Annotated in this window: 32 protein-coding genes; 30 read left to right on the forward strand and 2 right to left on the reverse strand. The window is 71.6% G+C overall.

All coding sequences use genetic code 11. The features are described from left to right. The first annotated feature begins 14 nt into the window (after window positions 1-14). The 23 genes from AB852_RS28705 to AB852_RS28810 all read left to right on the forward strand — a co-directional run bounded on the left by AB852_RS28705 (window position 15) and on the right by AB852_RS28810 (window position 11,655). Window positions 15-344: a hypothetical protein gene (locus AB852_RS28705; RefSeq protein WP_218623289.1), complete on the forward strand. Its 330-nt coding sequence runs from the start codon at window positions 15-17 to the stop codon at window positions 342-344. After that, complete coding sequence (locus AB852_RS28710) at window positions 341-802, forward strand: hypothetical protein (protein ID WP_143201296.1); 462 nt, start codon at window positions 341-343, stop codon at window positions 800-802. The genes AB852_RS28705 and AB852_RS28710 overlap by 4 nt, the downstream gene beginning before the upstream one ends. Further along, window positions 799-1,038 carry a hypothetical protein gene (locus AB852_RS28715; protein WP_073793141.1) on the forward strand — a complete coding sequence of 80 codons (240 nt, stop codon included), beginning with the start codon at window positions 799-801 and terminating at the stop codon, window positions 1,036-1,038. The genes AB852_RS28710 and AB852_RS28715 overlap by 4 nt, the downstream gene beginning before the upstream one ends. Continuing rightward, on the forward strand, window positions 1,035-1,178 hold the full coding sequence (locus tag AB852_RS39960) for a hypothetical protein (protein WP_178391140.1): 144 nt from the start codon (window positions 1,035-1,037) through the stop codon (window positions 1,176-1,178). The genes AB852_RS28715 and AB852_RS39960 overlap by 4 nt, the downstream gene beginning before the upstream one ends. Continuing rightward, the gene (locus AB852_RS28720) at window positions 1,175-1,477 is read left to right on the forward strand and encodes a hypothetical protein (RefSeq protein ID WP_079184999.1); all 303 of its coding nucleotides are present in this window, start codon (window positions 1,175-1,177) and stop codon (window positions 1,475-1,477) included. Before AB852_RS39960 ends, AB852_RS28720 begins: the two co-directional genes overlap by 4 nt. 161 nt (window positions 1,478-1,638) lie before the next feature. Beyond that, window positions 1,639-2,562, forward strand: a complete 924-nt coding sequence (locus AB852_RS28725) for a YqaJ viral recombinase family nuclease (protein ID WP_073793142.1) — start codon at window positions 1,639-1,641, stop codon at window positions 2,560-2,562. Beyond that, window positions 2,559-3,377, forward strand: a complete 819-nt coding sequence (locus tag AB852_RS28730) for a recombinase RecT (protein ID WP_073793143.1) — start codon at window positions 2,559-2,561, stop codon at window positions 3,375-3,377. Before AB852_RS28725 ends, AB852_RS28730 begins: the two co-directional genes overlap by 4 nt. Before the next feature lie 60 nt (window positions 3,378-3,437). Further along, the gene (locus tag AB852_RS28735; protein WP_073793144.1) at window positions 3,438-3,809 is read left to right on the forward strand and encodes a hypothetical protein; all 372 of its coding nucleotides are present in this window, start codon (window positions 3,438-3,440) and stop codon (window positions 3,807-3,809) included. After that, the gene (locus AB852_RS28740) at window positions 3,806-4,165 is read left to right on the forward strand and encodes a hypothetical protein (protein ID WP_073793145.1); all 360 of its coding nucleotides are present in this window, start codon (window positions 3,806-3,808) and stop codon (window positions 4,163-4,165) included. Before AB852_RS28735 ends, AB852_RS28740 begins: the two co-directional genes overlap by 4 nt. Next, the gene (locus AB852_RS28745; protein WP_079185000.1) at window positions 4,162-5,874 is read left to right on the forward strand and encodes a DNA cytosine methyltransferase; all 1,713 of its coding nucleotides are present in this window, start codon (window positions 4,162-4,164) and stop codon (window positions 5,872-5,874) included. Before AB852_RS28740 ends, AB852_RS28745 begins: the two co-directional genes overlap by 4 nt. A gap of 88 nt (window positions 5,875-5,962) precedes the next feature. After that, window positions 5,963-6,868 carry a hypothetical protein gene (locus AB852_RS28750; RefSeq protein ID WP_073793146.1) on the forward strand — a complete coding sequence of 302 codons (906 nt, stop codon included), beginning with the start codon at window positions 5,963-5,965 and terminating at the stop codon, window positions 6,866-6,868. Then, a complete protein-coding gene (locus AB852_RS28755) occupies window positions 6,865-7,419 on the forward strand; it encodes a zinc finger domain-containing protein (protein ID WP_073793147.1) in 555 nt (184 codons plus the stop codon). Before AB852_RS28750 ends, AB852_RS28755 begins: the two co-directional genes overlap by 4 nt. After that, window positions 7,416-7,724 carry a zinc finger domain-containing protein gene (locus AB852_RS28760; protein ID WP_073793148.1) on the forward strand — a complete coding sequence of 103 codons (309 nt, stop codon included), beginning with the start codon at window positions 7,416-7,418 and terminating at the stop codon, window positions 7,722-7,724. Before AB852_RS28755 ends, AB852_RS28760 begins: the two co-directional genes overlap by 4 nt. Then, window positions 7,721-8,164: a hypothetical protein gene (locus AB852_RS28765; protein WP_073793149.1), complete on the forward strand. Its 444-nt coding sequence runs from the start codon at window positions 7,721-7,723 to the stop codon at window positions 8,162-8,164. Before AB852_RS28760 ends, AB852_RS28765 begins: the two co-directional genes overlap by 4 nt. Beyond that, on the forward strand, window positions 8,161-8,370 hold the full coding sequence (locus AB852_RS28770) for a hypothetical protein (protein ID WP_073793150.1): 210 nt from the start codon (window positions 8,161-8,163) through the stop codon (window positions 8,368-8,370). The genes AB852_RS28765 and AB852_RS28770 overlap by 4 nt, the downstream gene beginning before the upstream one ends. Before the next feature lie 316 nt (window positions 8,371-8,686). After that, a complete protein-coding gene (locus AB852_RS28775) occupies window positions 8,687-9,100 on the forward strand; it encodes a hypothetical protein (RefSeq protein ID WP_073793151.1) in 414 nt (137 codons plus the stop codon). 78 nt (window positions 9,101-9,178) lie between these two features. Beyond that, a complete protein-coding gene (locus AB852_RS28780; protein ID WP_073793152.1) occupies window positions 9,179-9,397 on the forward strand; it encodes a hypothetical protein in 219 nt (72 codons plus the stop codon). Window positions 9,398-9,481: 84 nt separating this feature from the next. Next, window positions 9,482-9,868, forward strand: coding sequence for a hypothetical protein (locus AB852_RS28785; RefSeq protein ID WP_073793153.1), 387 nt, complete (start codon window positions 9,482-9,484; stop codon window positions 9,866-9,868). Window positions 9,869-9,946: 78 nt separating this feature from the next. Beyond that, complete coding sequence (locus AB852_RS28790) at window positions 9,947-10,198, forward strand: WhiB family transcriptional regulator (protein ID WP_073793154.1); 252 nt, start codon at window positions 9,947-9,949, stop codon at window positions 10,196-10,198. 14 nt (window positions 10,199-10,212) lie between these two features. Then, window positions 10,213-10,416, forward strand: a complete 204-nt coding sequence (locus tag AB852_RS28795; protein ID WP_073793155.1) for a hypothetical protein — start codon at window positions 10,213-10,215, stop codon at window positions 10,414-10,416. Continuing rightward, complete coding sequence (locus tag AB852_RS28800; protein ID WP_073793156.1) at window positions 10,413-10,688, forward strand: hypothetical protein; 276 nt, start codon at window positions 10,413-10,415, stop codon at window positions 10,686-10,688. The genes AB852_RS28795 and AB852_RS28800 overlap by 4 nt, the downstream gene beginning before the upstream one ends. 2 nt (window positions 10,689-10,690) lie before the next feature. Beyond that, a complete protein-coding gene (locus tag AB852_RS28805; RefSeq protein WP_073793157.1) occupies window positions 10,691-10,912 on the forward strand; it encodes a hypothetical protein in 222 nt (73 codons plus the stop codon). An 83-nt stretch (window positions 10,913-10,995) separates the two neighbouring features. Continuing rightward, window positions 10,996-11,655, forward strand: a complete 660-nt coding sequence (locus AB852_RS28810; protein ID WP_073793158.1) for a hypothetical protein — start codon at window positions 10,996-10,998, stop codon at window positions 11,653-11,655. A 635-nt stretch (window positions 11,656-12,290) separates the two neighbouring features. Here the strand turns inward: AB852_RS28810 and AB852_RS39965 are convergent. Further along, the gene (locus AB852_RS39965) at window positions 12,291-12,449 is read right to left on the reverse strand and encodes a hypothetical protein (RefSeq protein ID WP_178391141.1); all 159 of its coding nucleotides are present in this window, start codon (window positions 12,447-12,449) and stop codon (window positions 12,291-12,293) included. 114 nt (window positions 12,450-12,563) lie between these two features. Continuing rightward, complete coding sequence (locus tag AB852_RS39970; protein ID WP_178391142.1) at window positions 12,564-12,728, reverse strand: hypothetical protein; 165 nt, start codon at window positions 12,726-12,728, stop codon at window positions 12,564-12,566. 85 nt (window positions 12,729-12,813) lie between these two features. On the opposite strand from AB852_RS39970, the gene AB852_RS39975 reads away from it, so the two are divergent. The 7 genes from AB852_RS39975 (at window position 12,814) to AB852_RS28845 (ending at window position 16,227) form a co-directional block, all read left to right on the forward strand. Next, window positions 12,814-12,981, forward strand: coding sequence for a hypothetical protein (locus AB852_RS39975; protein WP_178391143.1), 168 nt, complete (start codon window positions 12,814-12,816; stop codon window positions 12,979-12,981). 497 nt (window positions 12,982-13,478) lie between these two features. Beyond that, window positions 13,479-13,676: a hypothetical protein gene (locus AB852_RS28820; protein ID WP_073793160.1), complete on the forward strand. Its 198-nt coding sequence runs from the start codon at window positions 13,479-13,481 to the stop codon at window positions 13,674-13,676. Continuing rightward, the gene (locus tag AB852_RS40295) at window positions 13,666-14,313 is read left to right on the forward strand and encodes an XF1762 family protein (protein ID WP_073793161.1); all 648 of its coding nucleotides are present in this window, start codon (window positions 13,666-13,668) and stop codon (window positions 14,311-14,313) included. The genes AB852_RS28820 and AB852_RS40295 overlap by 11 nt, the downstream gene beginning before the upstream one ends. Before the next feature lie 154 nt (window positions 14,314-14,467). Further along, window positions 14,468-14,827 (forward strand): helix-turn-helix domain-containing protein, encoded by a 360-nt coding sequence (locus AB852_RS28830; protein ID WP_073793162.1) that lies wholly within the window; start codon window positions 14,468-14,470, stop codon window positions 14,825-14,827. A gap of 403 nt (window positions 14,828-15,230) precedes the next feature. After that, window positions 15,231-15,506, forward strand: coding sequence for a hypothetical protein (locus tag AB852_RS28835; RefSeq protein WP_073793163.1), 276 nt, complete (start codon window positions 15,231-15,233; stop codon window positions 15,504-15,506). Continuing rightward, a complete protein-coding gene (locus AB852_RS28840; RefSeq protein WP_073793164.1) occupies window positions 15,503-15,697 on the forward strand; it encodes a hypothetical protein in 195 nt (64 codons plus the stop codon). The genes AB852_RS28835 and AB852_RS28840 overlap by 4 nt, the downstream gene beginning before the upstream one ends. A gap of 74 nt (window positions 15,698-15,771) precedes the next feature. Then, a complete protein-coding gene (locus AB852_RS28845; RefSeq protein WP_073793165.1) occupies window positions 15,772-16,227 on the forward strand; it encodes a Pycsar system effector family protein in 456 nt (151 codons plus the stop codon). Window positions 16,228-16,229: the final 2 nt, after the last annotated feature.

The raw sequence follows: 16,229 nt of genomic DNA on the forward strand, positions 1-16,229 counted from the left end.
AAGGAGGGGGACACGTGTCCTCCATCATCGCAGAACCGTCCTCGCTCACTGCCCCGACGTTTGGGTCCCGCACTGCGGTTGCCCGCGTGCTGCTGACCCTCACCGAGCGGTTCGCCGACCTGCCGGTCCCGTACATCACGGTGTACAAGACGGGGGTCGCGCAGCTGCGTGTTCAGCTCGATTCCCCGGCCGAGTTCGAGGCGTGGCGGGCGGTGTTGGAGGTGCCCACCGATGCGGTGGCGCTCCAGCGGCACGCGGGCGGTGGCTGGCTGGAGGCGAAGACGGTCTTCGCCGGTGTGACGGTCGATCTCACCGGCCACGGCATTGCGGCGGTGGCGTCGTGAGCGCGGCGAAGCGGGTGGCTGCGGCTGCTGGTGTGATCCGTGCGGCGTGGGAGCGGGGTGTCGCGGGTGACCCGCAGACGACCGCCGCTCAGGCCCTGGACGATGCGGGGCTGCTGATGTCCCCGGAGATCGCCGCCGGGCTGGTCTCGGAGCCTGCCGTCCCGCAGACGGAGCGTTCGTACTTCGTCGCGATCGCCGACGCGCTGAACGCGGTCCCGGACCACATGCCGCTCGGTATCGACCTCGACGGCACGATCACCGACCACAACGTGTGGTCGGTGGTGTGGAACCGGGCGGCCGAGCGGTGGGAGGTCGCCGGGTACGACGTCGAGGACGTCGAGGTGGCCCCGTCGAACCGCCAGTGCGGGCACGACGACTACCACGCTCCGCACGAGTGGGCCGACCGACCGGCCGTCTGGTGCCCCGGCCACAGCCACGCAACGGGCGGTGCGTCGTGACTCCCTTCGAGGTCATCGACCTGTCCGCCAGCGCCTGCCTCACGCTCGGCGCTGTGGCGAAGGCCGCCGCCGACGACGCGTTGCACCTCCCGCCCCTGCCGGCCGTCGTCCGTGCCGCGCCTGCCGCTCTGGTGGCCTGCGCCGCCCACGCGGCCACGGCCGCGATCGACGCGGCGACCACTCAGTGGCACCTCCTCCTGCTCCACCACGACCAGATGAAGGGGTCGGCCCGATGAGGGACTGCGACTGCCAGACGTGCTGTGAGCAGTGCGGGCATCTCGACACCTGCCTCCGCTGGGGGCTGCTGACCGACCGCCCGGACATCGCCGCCGAGGTGGCGGCCGAGGACGGCTACAGGCTGAGGAGGACGGCGTGAACGCCGAGGTGGAGCGGCTCCGTGCCTACCGGGCTGGGGGCCCGCCCCCCGTGCAGGTCGTGTGGCTGCTAGAGGCGGGCGAGGACCACGAAGGTGGCAGCGTGCTGGGGGTCTTCTCAGACCGTGAGGCCGCCCGTGGCGCGTTCCTCGACGCCGCCCAGCGGATGCCTTTCGGTATCGACGCTGCGGAAGAGGAGGAGGACGGGAGCCTCCGCCTGCACGGCGGCTGCGACTGGCTCACCCTCACCCCGCACACCGTCGCCACCACCGAGGCGATCGAGGCAGGCGATGCCGGATGACCGCCCTCCCGCCGCCGCTGGCTCGCCGTTGCCCGACGTGTGCCCGCCTGTTCGAGGACTGCGTCTGCACTGGCCACACCGCCGGCCCGATCGCCCGCTGACCGTCCGGTGGGGCGGTGACCTGCGCCCCGCCCCACCGGACCCCAGGCAGAAGGAACCTTGTGATCAGCACCCCGACCGGTGTCCTCCTCGGACACCTGACCCCCGGTACGCCGGAGTGGGACGAGGCCCGAGCGGGCCTGACCGCCACCGCCACGGAGATCGCCGCGATCGTCGGCCTCTCCCCGTACCAGAGCCGGTTCTCCCTCTGGCACAAGAAGTCCGGCCTGCCCGCCCCCGCCTGGGTCGACAACCCGGCCGCCGAGTGGGGAAACCGCCTGGAGGACGCCGTCGCCACCAAGTGGGCCGACAACCACCCCTCGGTCATTCCGTGCCCCACCGGCACGTGGCGGCACGCCGACCGGGCGTGGCAGCGCGCCACCCCCGACCGGCTCATCCACCCCGCCCCGGTCGACGTCCTCACCCCGACCGGCCCGACCGCCGTCCTGGAGATCAAGACCAGCCCCTTCGGGGACGACTGGGGCCCCTCCGGTACGGACGAGATCCCCGTCCACTACCGCTGCCAGATCCTGTGGCAGCAGGACACCCTCGGCCTCACCGCGCCCGCGCACCTCGCGGTCCTCATCGGCGGCTGGGACTACCGCGAGTACACCGTCGAGTACGACGAAGGCGACGCGCGGACGCTGCGGCGGGCCGCCGAGGCGTTCCTCGACGAGGTGGAGCACGGCATCCGCCCGCCCATCGACGGCTCGGACGCCACCTACCAGACCATCCGCGTCCAGCCCGACGGCCTCACCGACACCGACGTGCAGGTGCCCGCCGAGGATGCCGCCGCCTACGAGGCCGCCCAGGCCGGCGCCCGCACGGCCGCCGACGAGCTCCAGCGCACCCGCGGGGTCCTCCTCGACCACATCGGCACCGGCCGGCGGGCCGTCGTCGGCGAACGGCGGATCGCCTACCGCACCGTCCACAACGGCGAGACCCACTCCCTCCACCCCTACACCAGCAAGGACACCGCCGCATGAGCCAGATCAGCACCGCCATCGCCACCCGTGACAACGGGCCAGCCGCCGTCGTCGAGCAGTACCGCGAGTCCCTCGCCCTCGTCATGCCCAGCCACCTCCAACAGCGCGTCGGCGCGTGGATTCGCAACACCCAGGGGCTCTTGCGCCGGGATTCGAAGCTCATGGAGGCCGCACAGAACGACGTCGGCCAGTTCGTCGCCGTCCTGATGGACGCTGCCCGCCTCGGCCTGGAGCCCGGCACCGAGCACTACTACCTCGTGCCGCGCTGGAACAACAAGAAGCGCGCCACCGAGGTCACCGGAGTCCGCGGATACCAGGGCGAGATCGAGCTGATGTACAGGGCCGGGGCCGTCTCGTCGGTCATCGTCGAGGTCGTCCACACCCAGGACCAGTTCCGGTTCCGGCCCGGCCGCGACGCCCGGCCCGTCCACGACATCGACTGGGACCTCGAAGACCGCGGAAGCCTCCGACTCGTCTACGCCTACGCCGTCATGAAGGACGGTGCGACCAGCAAGGTCGTCGTCCTCAACCGACAGCACATCGCCGCGGCTCGGGCCAAGTCCGACAGTGCCGCCAAGGACTGGTCGCCGTGGAACACCGACGAGGAAGCGATGTGGCTGAAGACCGCCGCGCACCGCCTCACCAAGTGGGTCCCGACATCCGCCGAGTACCTGCGCGAGCAGATCCGCGCGCAGGTCGCAGTCGAGAGCGAGCAGCGCCCCGAGCCTCTGCCCGTCGCGCCGCCGCCCGCTCCCGGCACGGTCGACGCCGACCCCGACGACGAAGGCCCCATCGACGGCGAACTCGTCGACTAGCCCGCCCGCTTGGCCGCCCCGCGGGCAGTGCGGGGCGGCCGGACATCAGGAGACCATACGATGAAGATTTCCCTCTGCAAGCACCTGTTCCCGCTGACCGTAGGCCGCGACGGTGTGACCCCGGGCGACTGCCGGGGCTGCGGGCTCACCTGGACGGACGGGCAGGCCGAGCTGGAGCGGCAGGCCGAGCGCATCCGCCTCGCCACCGCACGCGACGGCAACTGCGAGCACTGCGCCAAGCGCGTCACCGTGTTCCAGTTCCAGCGCGAACAGCAGTCGTGGGACGAGGCCGAGCCGCCGCTGCTCTGGCTGTGCCAGCACTGCTGGAGCCGCGCGGCCATAACCGTCGAGCAGGAGGAGGCCGCCTTCGCGGACACCTTCGGCCAGATCGGCGAAGGCCCGCTCGCCCGGCTCGTCGGCGGCCTCCGGTGACCCCCGCCGCAGCGCGGGCCCGCGCCCGCCGCGAACTCGCCGCCCTCGCACACACCGTCACCCGGTGGGACGAGGCAGTCCTCGACCAGGCCGTCCTTCACCTCGCGGACCTCGGCCAGCCGTTCGGCATGAACGACATCCGGCAGCTCGTGCCCGAGGACGCCTGCACGCGCGCCGGCCTGCACTTCCAGGCCCTCATCCACACCGCCGGAGCCGTCCACCACGTCGGCTACGTCACCTCCATCAACCCGCGCGCCAAGGGCAAGCCCGTCGGGACCTACCTCCTCACGACCGACGGACGGGACTACCTCCTCGCCCGCCGCGGGGACCGCCGGATCGCGGGGAGGGCGGCATGAGCGCTTACCGGCACGACGCGGCCGACCTCGCGGTCATGGACTGGTTCTGCGGCGCGGGCGGCTCCAGCCAGGGCATGCACGCCGTACCCGGCGTCTCCGTCACCCGGGCCGCGAACCACTGGAACCTCGCCGTCGAGTCCCACGCCAGCAACTTCCCGGCCGCCGACCACTACCGCGGCGACATCCGCAAGGCGCCCGTCTGGGACTGGCCCGTCACCGACATCTTCTGGGCCTCCCCGGAGTGCACCAACTGGTCCGTGGCGAAGGGCAGGAAACGCGACTTCGACCTGGCCATGCAGGGCAGCCTCTTCGACCTCCTCGCCTCCCACGACGACGACGTCGACGCCGACCTGGAGGAGGAGTCCCGCGCCCTGATGGAGGAAGTCCCCCTGTACCTGCGCGGTGTGCAGGAGCGCGGCGGCCTGGTGAAGGCGGGGATAGTCGAGAACGTCACCGACGTCCGCGCCTGGACCGACTGGGGCCGGTGGCTCGGCGAACTCCACAAGCTCGGCTACCGCACCCGCGTCATCGCCCTCAACTCCATGCACGCCCAGCCGCGCACCGTCCACGCCGCGCCCCAGTCCCGCGACCGCCTGTACGTCGGCTACTGGCACGAGTCCCTCGGCCGCACCCCCGACTGGGACAAATGGCTCCGCCCCCGCGCCTGGTGCCCCGGCTGCGACCAGTACGTACAGGCCATGCAGGTGTTCAAGGACCCCAGCCGCGACATGGGCCGCTACCGGCAGCAGTACGTCTACCGCTGCCCCCACGCCACCTGCCGGAACCAGATCGTCGAGCCCGAGGCGCTCCCCGCCGCCGCGGCGATCGACTGGTCCATCCCCGGGCAGCGCATCGGCGACCGGACCAAGCCCCTCGCCGACAAGACCGTCAAGCGCATCGAGGCGGGCCTCAGGAAGTTCGCGCGGCCCGTGCCGATGATGGTCCCGGCCGGCGGCACCTGGCGCGAGGCCGCTGTCAGCGTCGGTGAGCCGATGCCTGCCCGCACCACCCGCGAGAACGACGCCCTGATCGTCCCGCCGCTCATGATCCCCGTCGAGGGCCGCGACGGGAAACGCGCCGAGTCCGCGCACGGTCCGCTGCGCACGATGACGACCCGCAACGAGACCGGCCTCGCCTGGCTGCCGTTCATCGCGGAACTCCGCGGCGGCGGCTCCACGGCCCGCCCGGTCACCGAGTCCCTCGCGACCGTGACCGCGTCCGGCAACCACCACGGACTCGTCACCCCGGCGGCCATGGTCATGCGGAACAACGGCAGCAGGGGCGACGGCGGCGAGCACTGCACAACCCCGGCCGAACCGTTCCGCACCATGACCACGGCCGGCCACCAGTCGCTCCTCACGTGGGAGCACATGCTCGTCCCCTACTACGGCAACGGCACCCCCCGATCGGTGAACGAGCCGATCGGCGCGCTCACCACCCGCGACCGGTACGCCCTGGTGCGCGGCGACGTCGACATCGACGACGTGCTCTTCCGGATGCTCGAACCCCACGAGATCGGGCGGGCCATGTCCTTCGCCGACGACTACGTCGTCCTCGGCTCCAAGCGCGACAAGGTCCGCCAGTACGGCAACGCCGTCACGCCGAACGCCTCCGAAGTGCTCGTGTGCGCCCTCGTCGAGGCCATCACCGGCGAAGAACTCGACCGGCACGCCGCCCCGCCGGGAATGCCCCCGCCCCGGGCCGCCTGACCCACCCCGCCTGCCCGTCCGGGGCGGCCGGCCCCGAGCCCCGCCCCGGGCGTGACACCACCCTCCGCACGACCGAGAGAAGCCACCTGTGGGAATCCGCCTGATCGTCGAGGTCCTGTACGAGGCCCCCGACGTCCTCACGCACCGGGAGAAGCTGCTCCTCACGGTGCTCGCCGAGGACGCCAACGACGACTCGCGCGTCACCTGGAACAGCGTGGAACGTCCGGAGGTCCTCCGCGGGGCGAAGTTGAGCCGGTCCCAGCTGTACGCCGTCCTCAAGACCCTCGTGGCCAAGGGTGTGCTGACGAAGCTCGCCGCCGGACAGAAGAACGGCTCCGCGAAGTACCGGATCGCAGCGTTCGAAGGCGTTCAGTGTCCCGGATTCCCTGACACTGACGCCCCTTCTCAGAGTCCCAGTTCTCCTGACACTGAACCCTCTCAGCGTCCCGGATTCCCTGACACTGACACCGAGGGTCAGTGTCAGGGAATTGCGGACACTGACCCGTCTCAGTGTCAGGGAATCCGGGACGTCAGTGTCAGGGAATCCGGGACACCTACCCCTCTTAACCCCTCTTCTACTACCCCCTCAGCTAGCAAGCAGGAGAGCCGGCCCGCCCCCGACGGCTACGGCATCCCGGATCAGGCCCGCCCGCTCGTCGACGGACTCACCACCGCCGGAGTCGTCGTCCGCTGGCCCTTCCGCGGAGACCAGTGGTTCCCGCTCCTCGCGCTCATCGACAAGACCGGCATCCCCGCGATGGTCGACCACGCCGTCGCCGCCGCGTCCCGCAGTCCCACCCGCGTCGAGTCCGCCCGCTACTTCCAGCGCGGCTGGGCCGAGCTCCCGCCCAAGCCCGCCCCCGGCGCCCAGCAAGTCGGCAACGTCGTCCCGTTCGCCTCCCGGCGGCCCGCGTCCACCACCGACCAGCGCGTCCAGGCAGGCCTCGACCTCGCCGCCAAGTTCCGTGCCCTTGAGGAAGGACACCAGCCGTGATCCCGTCCCAGACCGCCGAACTGCTGTCCTTCGCCGCCGCGTTCGACCGCCGAACCATCGGCGAAGCCGACGTCCTCGCCTGGCAGACCGTCCTCGCCGACATCGACTTCAACGCTGCACGCCAGGCCGTCACCGCCCACTACGCCACCGAAACCCGGTGGATCATGCCCGCCGACATCCGGCAAGCCGTCCGCCGCCACCGCTCAGCCACCGCCGACAGCATCCACGGCCCCGGCCTCCCCGCCGAGATCCCCGACGCCGACCCCGACGACGTGCCCGCCTACCTCGCCGCGGTCCGCGAACAGCGCACCCGGGCCGCCGACGGACAGCAGCTCCGCCGCCGACCGATCGCGGAACTCGTCGCCGGGATCGGCCGCCCGATGCCCGACGGCCGGGGCGGTGAGCCGTCGCCGGTCCGGCGGGCCGGTCCGCTCGGCCGCGAATGTCCGGCCTGCGCCGCACCGATCGGCCGCCCCTGCCGCACCGGCCGTGACCGCGAACGCGCACCCCACGAAGCCCGCATCACCGCCACCCTCCGGGAGTCCGCATGACCGCCCGCCGCCGTCCCGCCGCGCCGATGCCCGCCGAGCTGCGGCACTTCATGCGCGCCGGCCAGCACCCCGCCCGCGCCGTCCCCTGCCCCCACTGCCGGGCCGCCGCCCACAAACCGTGCGCCCTCCGCACCACCGGACAGCGCCTCCCGCAGCCGCACCCGCAGCGCATATCCGCCTGGGCGCAGGCGACCGCCCGCTGCCCCGCCTGTCAGGCCGCCCCCGGTGCGCCCTGCCACGACGACGGCCGCCACACCACCACCCACACCCGCCGCTACCAGGAAGCCGAGGCCACCGCCGCATGAAGCGCACCACCACCCCCGACGTCATCACTGTCGACGAACAGGGCCGAGAGTCCACCGTGTTCGCCCTCAAGCGCTCCTGCAACGGCTGCGGACAGCCGCTCGGCGATCTCCTCGACCGCGACCTTGACGCCGACGGCCATGCCGTCGATGTCCGCGCCGAATGCCCGCACTGCCGCCCCGTCGCCGAGGCCGAACGCGCAGGCTGCCGCACCTGGCTCCTGACGCCCCGCACCATCGCCCGGGTCGACGACGACATCGACCAGCTCCGCGTGTTCGCGAAGGGCTACTGGCAGCCCGGCCCCGACGGCAAGAACCGGGTCGTCGGCCTCCGCATCGGCGACGGCCCCGACCGCGTCGTCGCCCGCTGGGGCGACTGGATCATCCGGCACCCCGACGGCCGCTGGTCCGTCCACAAGGCACCCACAGGGGCCGCCTCGTGAGGATCTTCGTCGACCCGCTCACCGCGGAGTCCGTGCCGGACGGGACTTTCGGCGGCGCCAGGCCCCGCCCCGGAGACCCGCGGTCCCTGCGCTGGACCCCCGAGCAGCAGGAGGCGCACTACGACGCGCTGGCCGACGCGATAGGCGCACCCCGCCGCCGCCCCGTCCCGAAGGCGCACCGGGGCGTGCAGGAGGAAGCCGCATGACCGCGATCGCCCCTCCGGTGCGGAGGGCGTGGTGGCGGGGCCGGCCGGTGGCGACGGTGACGCTCCCCGGGGACCCGCCCGTGAAGGCCGCTGAACGGCCGCCTGACGGACCGACAGTCCCGGATGGCCCCCAGGTTCGATGCCGGGGCTGCGGGCGCCTCCTGCGCCGCTACAGCCCCTCCGGCTACGGACCCGTATGCGCACGCCGCCACCGGCCCGCCACCGCCACCATCCCCACACCCCGACGCGACGACCACATACCCGGACAAGGCGAACTGCCGCTCACCGACCACCAACCCACCCTCTGGAGCCCCTGATGACCACGCCCGAAAGCCTCACCCCTGAGGCCGTCTCCGCGATCCTCCGCGACCCCAGCAGCCCGCTCTACCCCACCCAGATCACCGTGTACTGCGACGAATGCGGCACCGAGTTCACCGCTGACTACATGGTCACCACCGACCAGACCAGCAGCGAGCGACTCGAAGCCGCCCGCGCCCACATGCGCACCCAGGGCTGGCAGTGCGACCGCACCGGCGACCACTGCCCGCAGGACAAGGCCGCGCCCAACCCCCAGCCTGCGGACTGCGCCCGATGCCAGCAGCCCTTCGACTCCACCGACACCCGTTTCGACGGCCGCGCGCAGCACCGCGACACCCAGTGGTGCCGACGCTGCACCGACAACTGCCACGACACCACGGACGCGTTCCACATCTGCGCCATCTGCCGCTGAACACACGAGCGCCCGCCCCTGGACTTAGCAGGGGCGGGCACCCCGCCAGCCTCCCACACCGACCGCCTGGAGCACCCGATGGCTACGGCCGCCTACCTCGTCATCCGCTGCGACGGCCCGCCCGACGGTGAGCCCTGCGGCGCGGAGACCCACACGCCACACCCCGTCACCACCCACTCCGAGCTGCGCCGCATCCGCCGCGCCGACGGCTGGCGCACCCGCCGCCGCCCGGGAGGCGGCCCGCTCCTCGACGCCTGCCCCGACTGCACCGGACGCACCCGCTCCCACACCGCCTGACCCGCCGCCAACCGAACCCCACCGCAACGGAGACCACCACGTGACCACCACCATCACCGAGCAGTCCGTCGAGGAGAACCCCTGATGTCATACCCCCAGTTGATCACCGCTGAGGAGAAGCTCGCCGAGGGCAAGCGCGGCCTCAGCATCCCGACCGTCGTCGCCATCTGCGGGTCCACCCGGTTCATGGCGGAGATGGCCGAGGCCGATCTGCGTGAAACCGCCGCCGGGCGCATCGTGGTCAAGCCGGGCTGCGACATGAAGGTGCCGCACCCCCTATGGGCCGATCCGATGGCTGCGGACGCGCTCAAGCTCCGGCTGGACACCCTGCACCGGGCGAAGATCCGGCTCGCCGACGAGGTCCTGGTCGTCGGCGACTACATCGGCGACAGCACCCGCGCGGAGATCACCTACGCCCGCGGCCTCGGCAAGCCGGTCCGGTTCACGCACCCCGAAGTCGACCCCGGCTGACCAGCCCACCCCCGGCCGGGGCGATTCCACCGCCCCGGCCCCTCACCCACCCCGTCCAGCCCTCGCCCGGGAGCCGCTGTGCACACCGTTCCCTTCGACACCAGCCGCGCCGTGTGCGCGACCACCGACCCCGACCTCTGGTACGCCGACACTCCCGCCGAGCAGCAGGAAGCCGCCGACATCTGCCGCGCGACGTGCCCCCTGCTCCGGGCGTGCGCCGAGTACGCGCTCACCACCCGGCAGCAGCACGGCGTATGGGGCGGCATGACCCGCAGCGACCGACGCCCCGCACGACAGACCCTCGCCCACCAGACCTCGCTGGCCGCCTAGCCCAAGGAGCCACGGTGACCCACTTCCTTGTCGCCCTCCTCGCCCTGGCCATCGGCTGGTACTGGGGACACCGCACCGCCCGCATCCGGCTGATCGTCCTCGGAGCGCACCCGGCCGCCGACCAGGCCGCGCTGGCCCTCACCGACGCGTGCTGCGAGCAGTGGTGGACCTCCTGCGGCGCACACCACGAACCCGCCTGCGAACGGAGCAGCACATGACCGGCCGGCACACCGCCGACAGCATCACCGACGACGCCCTCGACGCCCTGTACGCCGAGCGCGACCAGGCGCGTACCGCCCTCGGCGACATCCTCAGCCACTTCGTCCACAAGGGCCATCCCGGCGAGCCCTGCCTGTCGTCCGGGTGGGTCGGAGAACGCACCGTCGCCCGCTGGCGCGCCGTACTCCGCCCGCCCGCCGAGCCCACCCCTGCCGAGGAGGGTGTCGCGGACCGGCAGTACTGGAACACCCGCTACACCGAGGAGAGCTGACCATGGGATTCGGCAGCGCAGGACTGACCTTCTTCGACCCCGTCGCCCGATCCCTCATCAAGGCCGGGGCATCCGATGAGCTCAAGGAACAGACGCTCACCGACCTCATCGCCCGCCTCCAAGCCGAGGACTGGGACACCGAGCTCGACAGCCTCCAACTGTTCCTCGACGACGAGGCGATCGTCCGCGCCTTCGCCAACAACGGGATCACCTGGGACGACTGACCGCGAACTCATGCTCCACCGGGGCGGCTCAGCGTCAGGGCCGCCCCGCTTCCCTCACCGCACCACCGCAAGGAGCAATCCACATGACCGCCGCCTGCTCTGCGCCGACCTGCCTCCGCACCCTCCGCCCGTACGAGCTCGACGCGGGGCAGTACCTGTGCACCCCGTGCGTCACCCGCCTTCACGGCTGGCTCGCCGACATCCCGCGCCTGATGGTCCTCCTGGAGGCCAGCAGGGAGCGCGAGACGACCGGGCAGCCGTCCGTCGGCGGCACCCGCAGCGCACCCCTCCCCGGCCGCGAGGACGTGCTGAATCTCCTCGGGCCGGCCGCCTGGCACTCCGTCCCCGCTACGCACGACCAGGTCGGTGCCGAGCCCATCGCAGGGGTCCTCGGCTCGTGGGTGCAGCTCGCGCTCGCCGAGTGCCACCACGACGGGCCGCCGCGCTGGACCCCGCGGCACCTCGCCCACTGGCTCGCCCGCCGCACCGTCTGGATCTCCGCCCAGCAGTGGTCCGGGGAGCTCCACGACGAGGTGTACGGGATGATGCGCGCCATCTGGGGCGTCACCGCCCACCAGCCCCGCCGCCGGGCCATCACCCAGCCCTGCCCCCGCTGCGACTCGCTGGCGCTGTCCCGCGTCGACGGAGAGGCGTACACGGGCTGCGGGGAGTGCGACGCCCTGTTCTCCGCGAACGAACTCGCCATCGGAGCCGCCGCACACCTCGCCCGCACCGCCGCCTGAACGCGGCGGACCCCCGCACCGTCCGGTGCGGGGGTTCTGCACGCTCAAGGCGGGTCAGAGCAGCCGCGTCCGGGCCGCAACGGGCCCCGCCGCCGCCCTACGACCGCGGGCGGGCCGGTACGAGCGGGCGACCCGACGAGGCCCGTCCAGGCCGGCCGCCCGACGGGCCCACCGCGCCAGCACCTCCGCAGGCACCCCGGCAGCATCCACCGCCGTCTGCGCCTTCTCCCGGCACTCCGGCTCCGAACAGTCCACCGGACTCGCCGGACCCCCCACACCCGGATACGCCGGATCAGTCGACCCGGCGGGCGGCAGGTACAGGGCCGCACACCCCAGACACACGAACCACGTACGCACGACGCCTCCTATGACAGCCCAGACCCGCTGCACCGGCCGCATGCGCCGGTCCATCTGTGGACGACCGGTATCTGATTGCCGTCGTCGTCCAGCTCCACTGTGTGCTGCTCGTGGTCCGTCAGGCCACTCCCACCACAGCCCGCACATGGCACGTCACTCATAGGTACAGCATGGGGGACAGCGCGGAGGAACGGCAGAGGGGCGACGGAACGCCACCCGAACCGGGCCACGCAGAAAACCCCCGCACCGATCGGCGGCGGTGCGGGGGTTCGTCGCGTCTATCCCTGCTGCGCCCCGATGTACACCAGCACGGCCGCTACCAGCAGCACCGTGGCGATGAAACAACCACAGCCCTCGTCCGATTCGTTGATGCCTCGCAACACCAGAACCGCGACACCCACAAGCACCGCGATGATCAACACTGCATCGAACGGCACGATCGCCCCCTCCCCGGAGGCGCCTCAGTTTGGCAGCAATGTGTCGGCCAGGACCCGCAAACGCTCGCATACCCCGCACCGTTGAACCCTGGTGCGGGGCATGCGAGCGGCGTTTTACGCGCTCATGCGCAGCTGCTCGAACCGCAGCGGCGCGAGCCCCCCGAGCTTCCCGTGCAGGTACCGCAGCCCCTTCACGGTCACCCTGATCTGCGGCTGGCCGAGCATCGCCCGTGCAACGATCCAGAAGCTCGAACGAGGCGAGTCCGTTCGGGGCGTCACGCTCGGCAAGGTAGAGAGTGCCCTGAGTTGGGCCCCCGGTTCCTGCCGAGACATCCTCGCCGGGGACGCAGACGAGCCCATCACGGTGGAAAAGACTTCCGACGGGTGGGTCGAGGCCAGAATCCCGGACGGCGAGATGGAGCAGGCCATCTCCTACGCGGTCCTAGCGGTTGCCGATGACATGACGGCGGCAGAGATCCGGGCCGTCTCCCGCCGCGCAGTGGAAGAGTTGAAGGCGCGCGGCGTGCTCTGAGGCAAATGATCAAGCCCCAGACCGTGCGGTTGGGGGCTTACGGCGGCTGATGCGACTCGGCACCCTACTCCTCCGGAAGCTCCCGCTTCCTTCGGTCCTCGGCTCCCCACGCCTCGGCATGGCCCCGCTCGATGGACCGAAACCGCCCCGAGTGGCCCGACTAGCTGTGGTGTCGCATGAGGTTGGTGCCACGGCTGCGATCACCTGACGGCCGGGCCTCCCTGCTCGCATGCCGCTGAATCCGGGCGAGCAGGGAGTTCGTCGGTATCGCCGACGAGCCAGCTCAGGAAGCCCACAATGTGCGCGTTCATGTCGGACCCGACGTCAGAGACGGCCGCCTTGGCTCGTTCGTGGAGTTCGGGGTCTGGGCGGTAAACCGCAGCGGGGTTCCTGTGCTTGTTGGGCATGAAACCAGCATTTCATGGTGGCTAGCCACCCGTCCATATTGCCCGTAAACTGGCGGTGGCTAGCCACCATGACCAGGGAGGGGATGCTTCATGGAACGCATGTACACCAACAATCGCCCCGGCGAGCGCCGTATCCATGTCGAAATCGGCGAAGCTGAGATCACCGATCTGCTCGCCGAACTCGGCACGCCCGCCTCCGATACCGGCCGACAATTCGTTGAGATCCTCGATGTCGCTCACCGCCGCTTCGGTGGCGAGCGACGGGAACCGGGCGCCGATGACCAGTAAGCAGGATCGGCTGACGGTCATCCCGCTGACGCTCGACGACGCGTGCGAGGTCGTCGAGCGGCTCCACCGCCACCACAGAAAGCCTCGGGGACACAGGTTCAGCATCGGCGTGCAGCGTCCGAACGGGGCACTCTGCGGGGTGGCCATCGTCGGCCGCCCTGTCAGTCGCGTCTTCGACAACCGGCTCACTGTCGAGGTGACCCGTGTGGCCACCGACGGCACCCCGAACGCGTGCAGCGCTTTGTACGGGGCGGCCTGGGGCGCCGCATCCCGGATGGGCTTCCTCAGGGTGATCACATACACACAGGACAGCGAGTCAGGCGCGAGCCTGCGCGCGGTCGGATGGAAGCCAATCGCGGAACTGCGCCCGCGCGCCGGATGGGACACCCCGTCGCGGCGCCGTGAGGACCGGGGCACGGACGGCGTCGCTCGGATCTTGTGGGAGCAGCGAGCCAAGGATGCGCCGGAGCTGCCGTCGGTCGAAGACCTGCGTAACGAAATACGTAACGAAATTCTCTGCGAAGCCGTCGGCTGTGGTCGCCCCTTCCCGCTCCGCGTCGGCCGAGGCCGCCCCGCCCGCTACTGCTCAACTGCCTGTCGCGTGCGCGCTCACCGCGCCGCGAAGGTGAGCGCCTGACCTGCACCAACCAGCCGTTGCCAGTGGCATCGTTCACCATGACGTCACCAGTTGTAGTTAAGGCGTGACGTGAGGTGCGTATGGAGCAGTACGACAGGATCTGGGGAGGTCCCGGCATAGCCCGGTCCGGCAAGTCCAGCCAGTACGGGGGAATATGGCCGGGCACGGCAATGCTCCGCTGACGCCGGAAGGGCGTCGTCGGCTATGTGAGCGCGTGGACGCGGGGCGTCCGATCGCGCACGTCGCGGCGGAAGCGGGGATCTCCCGCCGCTGCCTGGCCAAGTGGTACGCCCGATGGTGCGCCCACGGCGAGAACGGACTGCTCGACCACTCCTCGCGCCCCGCCATCAGCCCGGCCCGCACCAGCGAACCGCTCGCGGACCTGATCGAGTCGCTTCGGCGGCAGACCAAGCACGGGCCCGCCCGGCTCGCCGCCGACCTGAAGAGCCTGCACGGCTGCCCTCTAGGGTCCGTCACCATCGTGGCCGGGCCGGCCGCGCTTCGCCTCATCTGAGTGCGCCTCCTTGGGCTTGAGGTCAGTCCTTTCGCCGGGCTTCCTGTCGCGCCCCTCGTAGTAGGTGCGAACGGCGTGAAGGTCCCACACCTCCCGCGTACTTCCCGGGATTCGCTCAGAAGCGGGGAAGTCCGGGTCGGTTACGCGCAGCTTGTGCAGCCACTGTCGCGTCACTCCGAGAGAGGCGGCCAGCCGTGACATGTTCATCAGCTCCCGCTCCCCTTCCTCCCGTGGCGGCTCGTTCCGCTCCGGCATAGGTACCATCCTGCCTCAACCTTGTTGACACTGTAAAGCAGGTTCCCTACGGTGGAGCCTGCGACAACAAAGCCCCCGGCCCGGCGCTGGAACGCCATATGGGCCGGGGGCGGACCCACCCGCAACAGCGACGAAGGAGCAGGTCCAAGTGGATCGTAGCCACCTCACCCCCGCCCAGCCCACCCCGGCGCAGCACCAGCCGCGTCTCGACCAGCCCCTCTACGGGCAGGCCGCCCGCGACCTCGCCCAGCAGATCGCCGACGACGCCATCGACACCGCCCTCGCGGTCGCACGCGACACCCTCACCCGCTACGCCACCCCCGACATCCACAACCACCCCGCCATGGTCGAAGCCGCCACCGCGCTCCGCCTCGCCGCGCAGGCCCTCGTCACCGCCCTCGACAACGCGGCAGCGACCCGATGAGCGAGCAGGACGAGTTCCTCCGCCGCGCCCACCGCGAGCCGCTGCCCGAGTCCCGGATCGCGACCGAGCCCGCGACCGTCGCCGCCTGCACCGCCGACTACCAGGCCCGCGACCGCACCGGTACCGCCGCCCTCCAGCACGGGCTCCTCGCCGCGTCCGCCACCACCGGCCAGCCCCGCACCCGCCACTAGCCGCACCCCAGACCGCCGGGCCCCGCGACCACCCCCGCGCGGGGCCCGGCACCCACCCCTGCCCAGGAGCAGCCGTGACCACCTACGACCGCGACACCGCCCTCACCGCAGCCCACGCCGAAGTGCGAGCCGAAATCGCCAGGACCGACCAGAAGGTCAGCTTCCTGCTCGCCTTCACCGGGGCCGCACTCGCCGGACTCGCCGCCATCACCAAAGACCTCCCCGACAGCACCACGGTCCAGCTCGTCGGCGGCACCGGAGCAGCACTCCTCGCCGCCGCAGCCGTACAGCTCCTCCTCGCCGCGCGGCCCCGCATCCCCGCCGGCCGCTGCACCGGATGGCCCGCCTGGGCCCGCCTCGACATCCCCCGACTCCACACCGAGCTCGCGCTCGACCGGCGCGTCGAGGACATCTCCGCCCTCAGCCGCATCGCCCTCGCCAAATACCGGGCACTGCGACGCGCGATCGACATGGTCCTCACCGCGGCGGGCCTCCTCGCCGTAGCCGCCGCCCTCGCCCTCGTCCACTGACT

Origin of the sequence: Streptomyces uncialis, assembly GCF_001905345.1 — a bacterium.
GTDB lineage: Bacteria > Actinomycetota > Actinomycetes > Streptomycetales > Streptomycetaceae > Streptomyces > Streptomyces uncialis.

Coding starts and splice junctions, on each gene's coding strand:
- AB852_RS39960 (WP_178391140.1), top strand. CDS start 1,035: ATGAGGGACTGCGACTGCCAGACGTGCTGTGAGCAGTGCGGGCATCTC.
- AB852_RS28730 (WP_073793143.1), top strand. CDS start 2,559: ATGAGCCAGATCAGCACCGCCATCGCCACCCGTGACAACGGGCCAGCC.
- AB852_RS28735 (WP_073793144.1), top strand. CDS start 3,438: ATGAAGATTTCCCTCTGCAAGCACCTGTTCCCGCTGACCGTAGGCCGC.
- AB852_RS28745 (WP_079185000.1), top strand. CDS start 4,162: ATGAGCGCTTACCGGCACGACGCGGCCGACCTCGCGGTCATGGACTGG.
- AB852_RS28760 (WP_073793148.1), top strand. CDS start 7,416: ATGACCGCCCGCCGCCGTCCCGCCGCGCCGATGCCCGCCGAGCTGCGG.
- AB852_RS28765 (WP_073793149.1), top strand. CDS start 7,721: ATGAAGCGCACCACCACCCCCGACGTCATCACTGTCGACGAACAGGGC.
- AB852_RS28775 (WP_073793151.1), top strand. CDS start 8,687: ATGACCACGCCCGAAAGCCTCACCCCTGAGGCCGTCTCCGCGATCCTC.
- AB852_RS28780 (WP_073793152.1), top strand. CDS start 9,179: ATGGCTACGGCCGCCTACCTCGTCATCCGCTGCGACGGCCCGCCCGAC.
- AB852_RS28785 (WP_073793153.1), top strand. CDS start 9,482: ATGTCATACCCCCAGTTGATCACCGCTGAGGAGAAGCTCGCCGAGGGC.
- AB852_RS28800 (WP_073793156.1), top strand. CDS start 10,413: ATGACCGGCCGGCACACCGCCGACAGCATCACCGACGACGCCCTCGAC.
- AB852_RS28805 (WP_073793157.1), top strand. CDS start 10,691: ATGGGATTCGGCAGCGCAGGACTGACCTTCTTCGACCCCGTCGCCCGA.
- AB852_RS28810 (WP_073793158.1), top strand. CDS start 10,996: ATGACCGCCGCCTGCTCTGCGCCGACCTGCCTCCGCACCCTCCGCCCG.
- AB852_RS28820 (WP_073793160.1), top strand. CDS start 13,479: ATGGAACGCATGTACACCAACAATCGCCCCGGCGAGCGCCGTATCCAT.
- AB852_RS40295 (WP_073793161.1), top strand. CDS start 13,666: ATGACCAGTAAGCAGGATCGGCTGACGGTCATCCCGCTGACGCTCGAC.
- AB852_RS28830 (WP_073793162.1), top strand. CDS start 14,468: ATGGCCGGGCACGGCAATGCTCCGCTGACGCCGGAAGGGCGTCGTCGG.
- AB852_RS28840 (WP_073793164.1), top strand. CDS start 15,503: ATGAGCGAGCAGGACGAGTTCCTCCGCCGCGCCCACCGCGAGCCGCTG.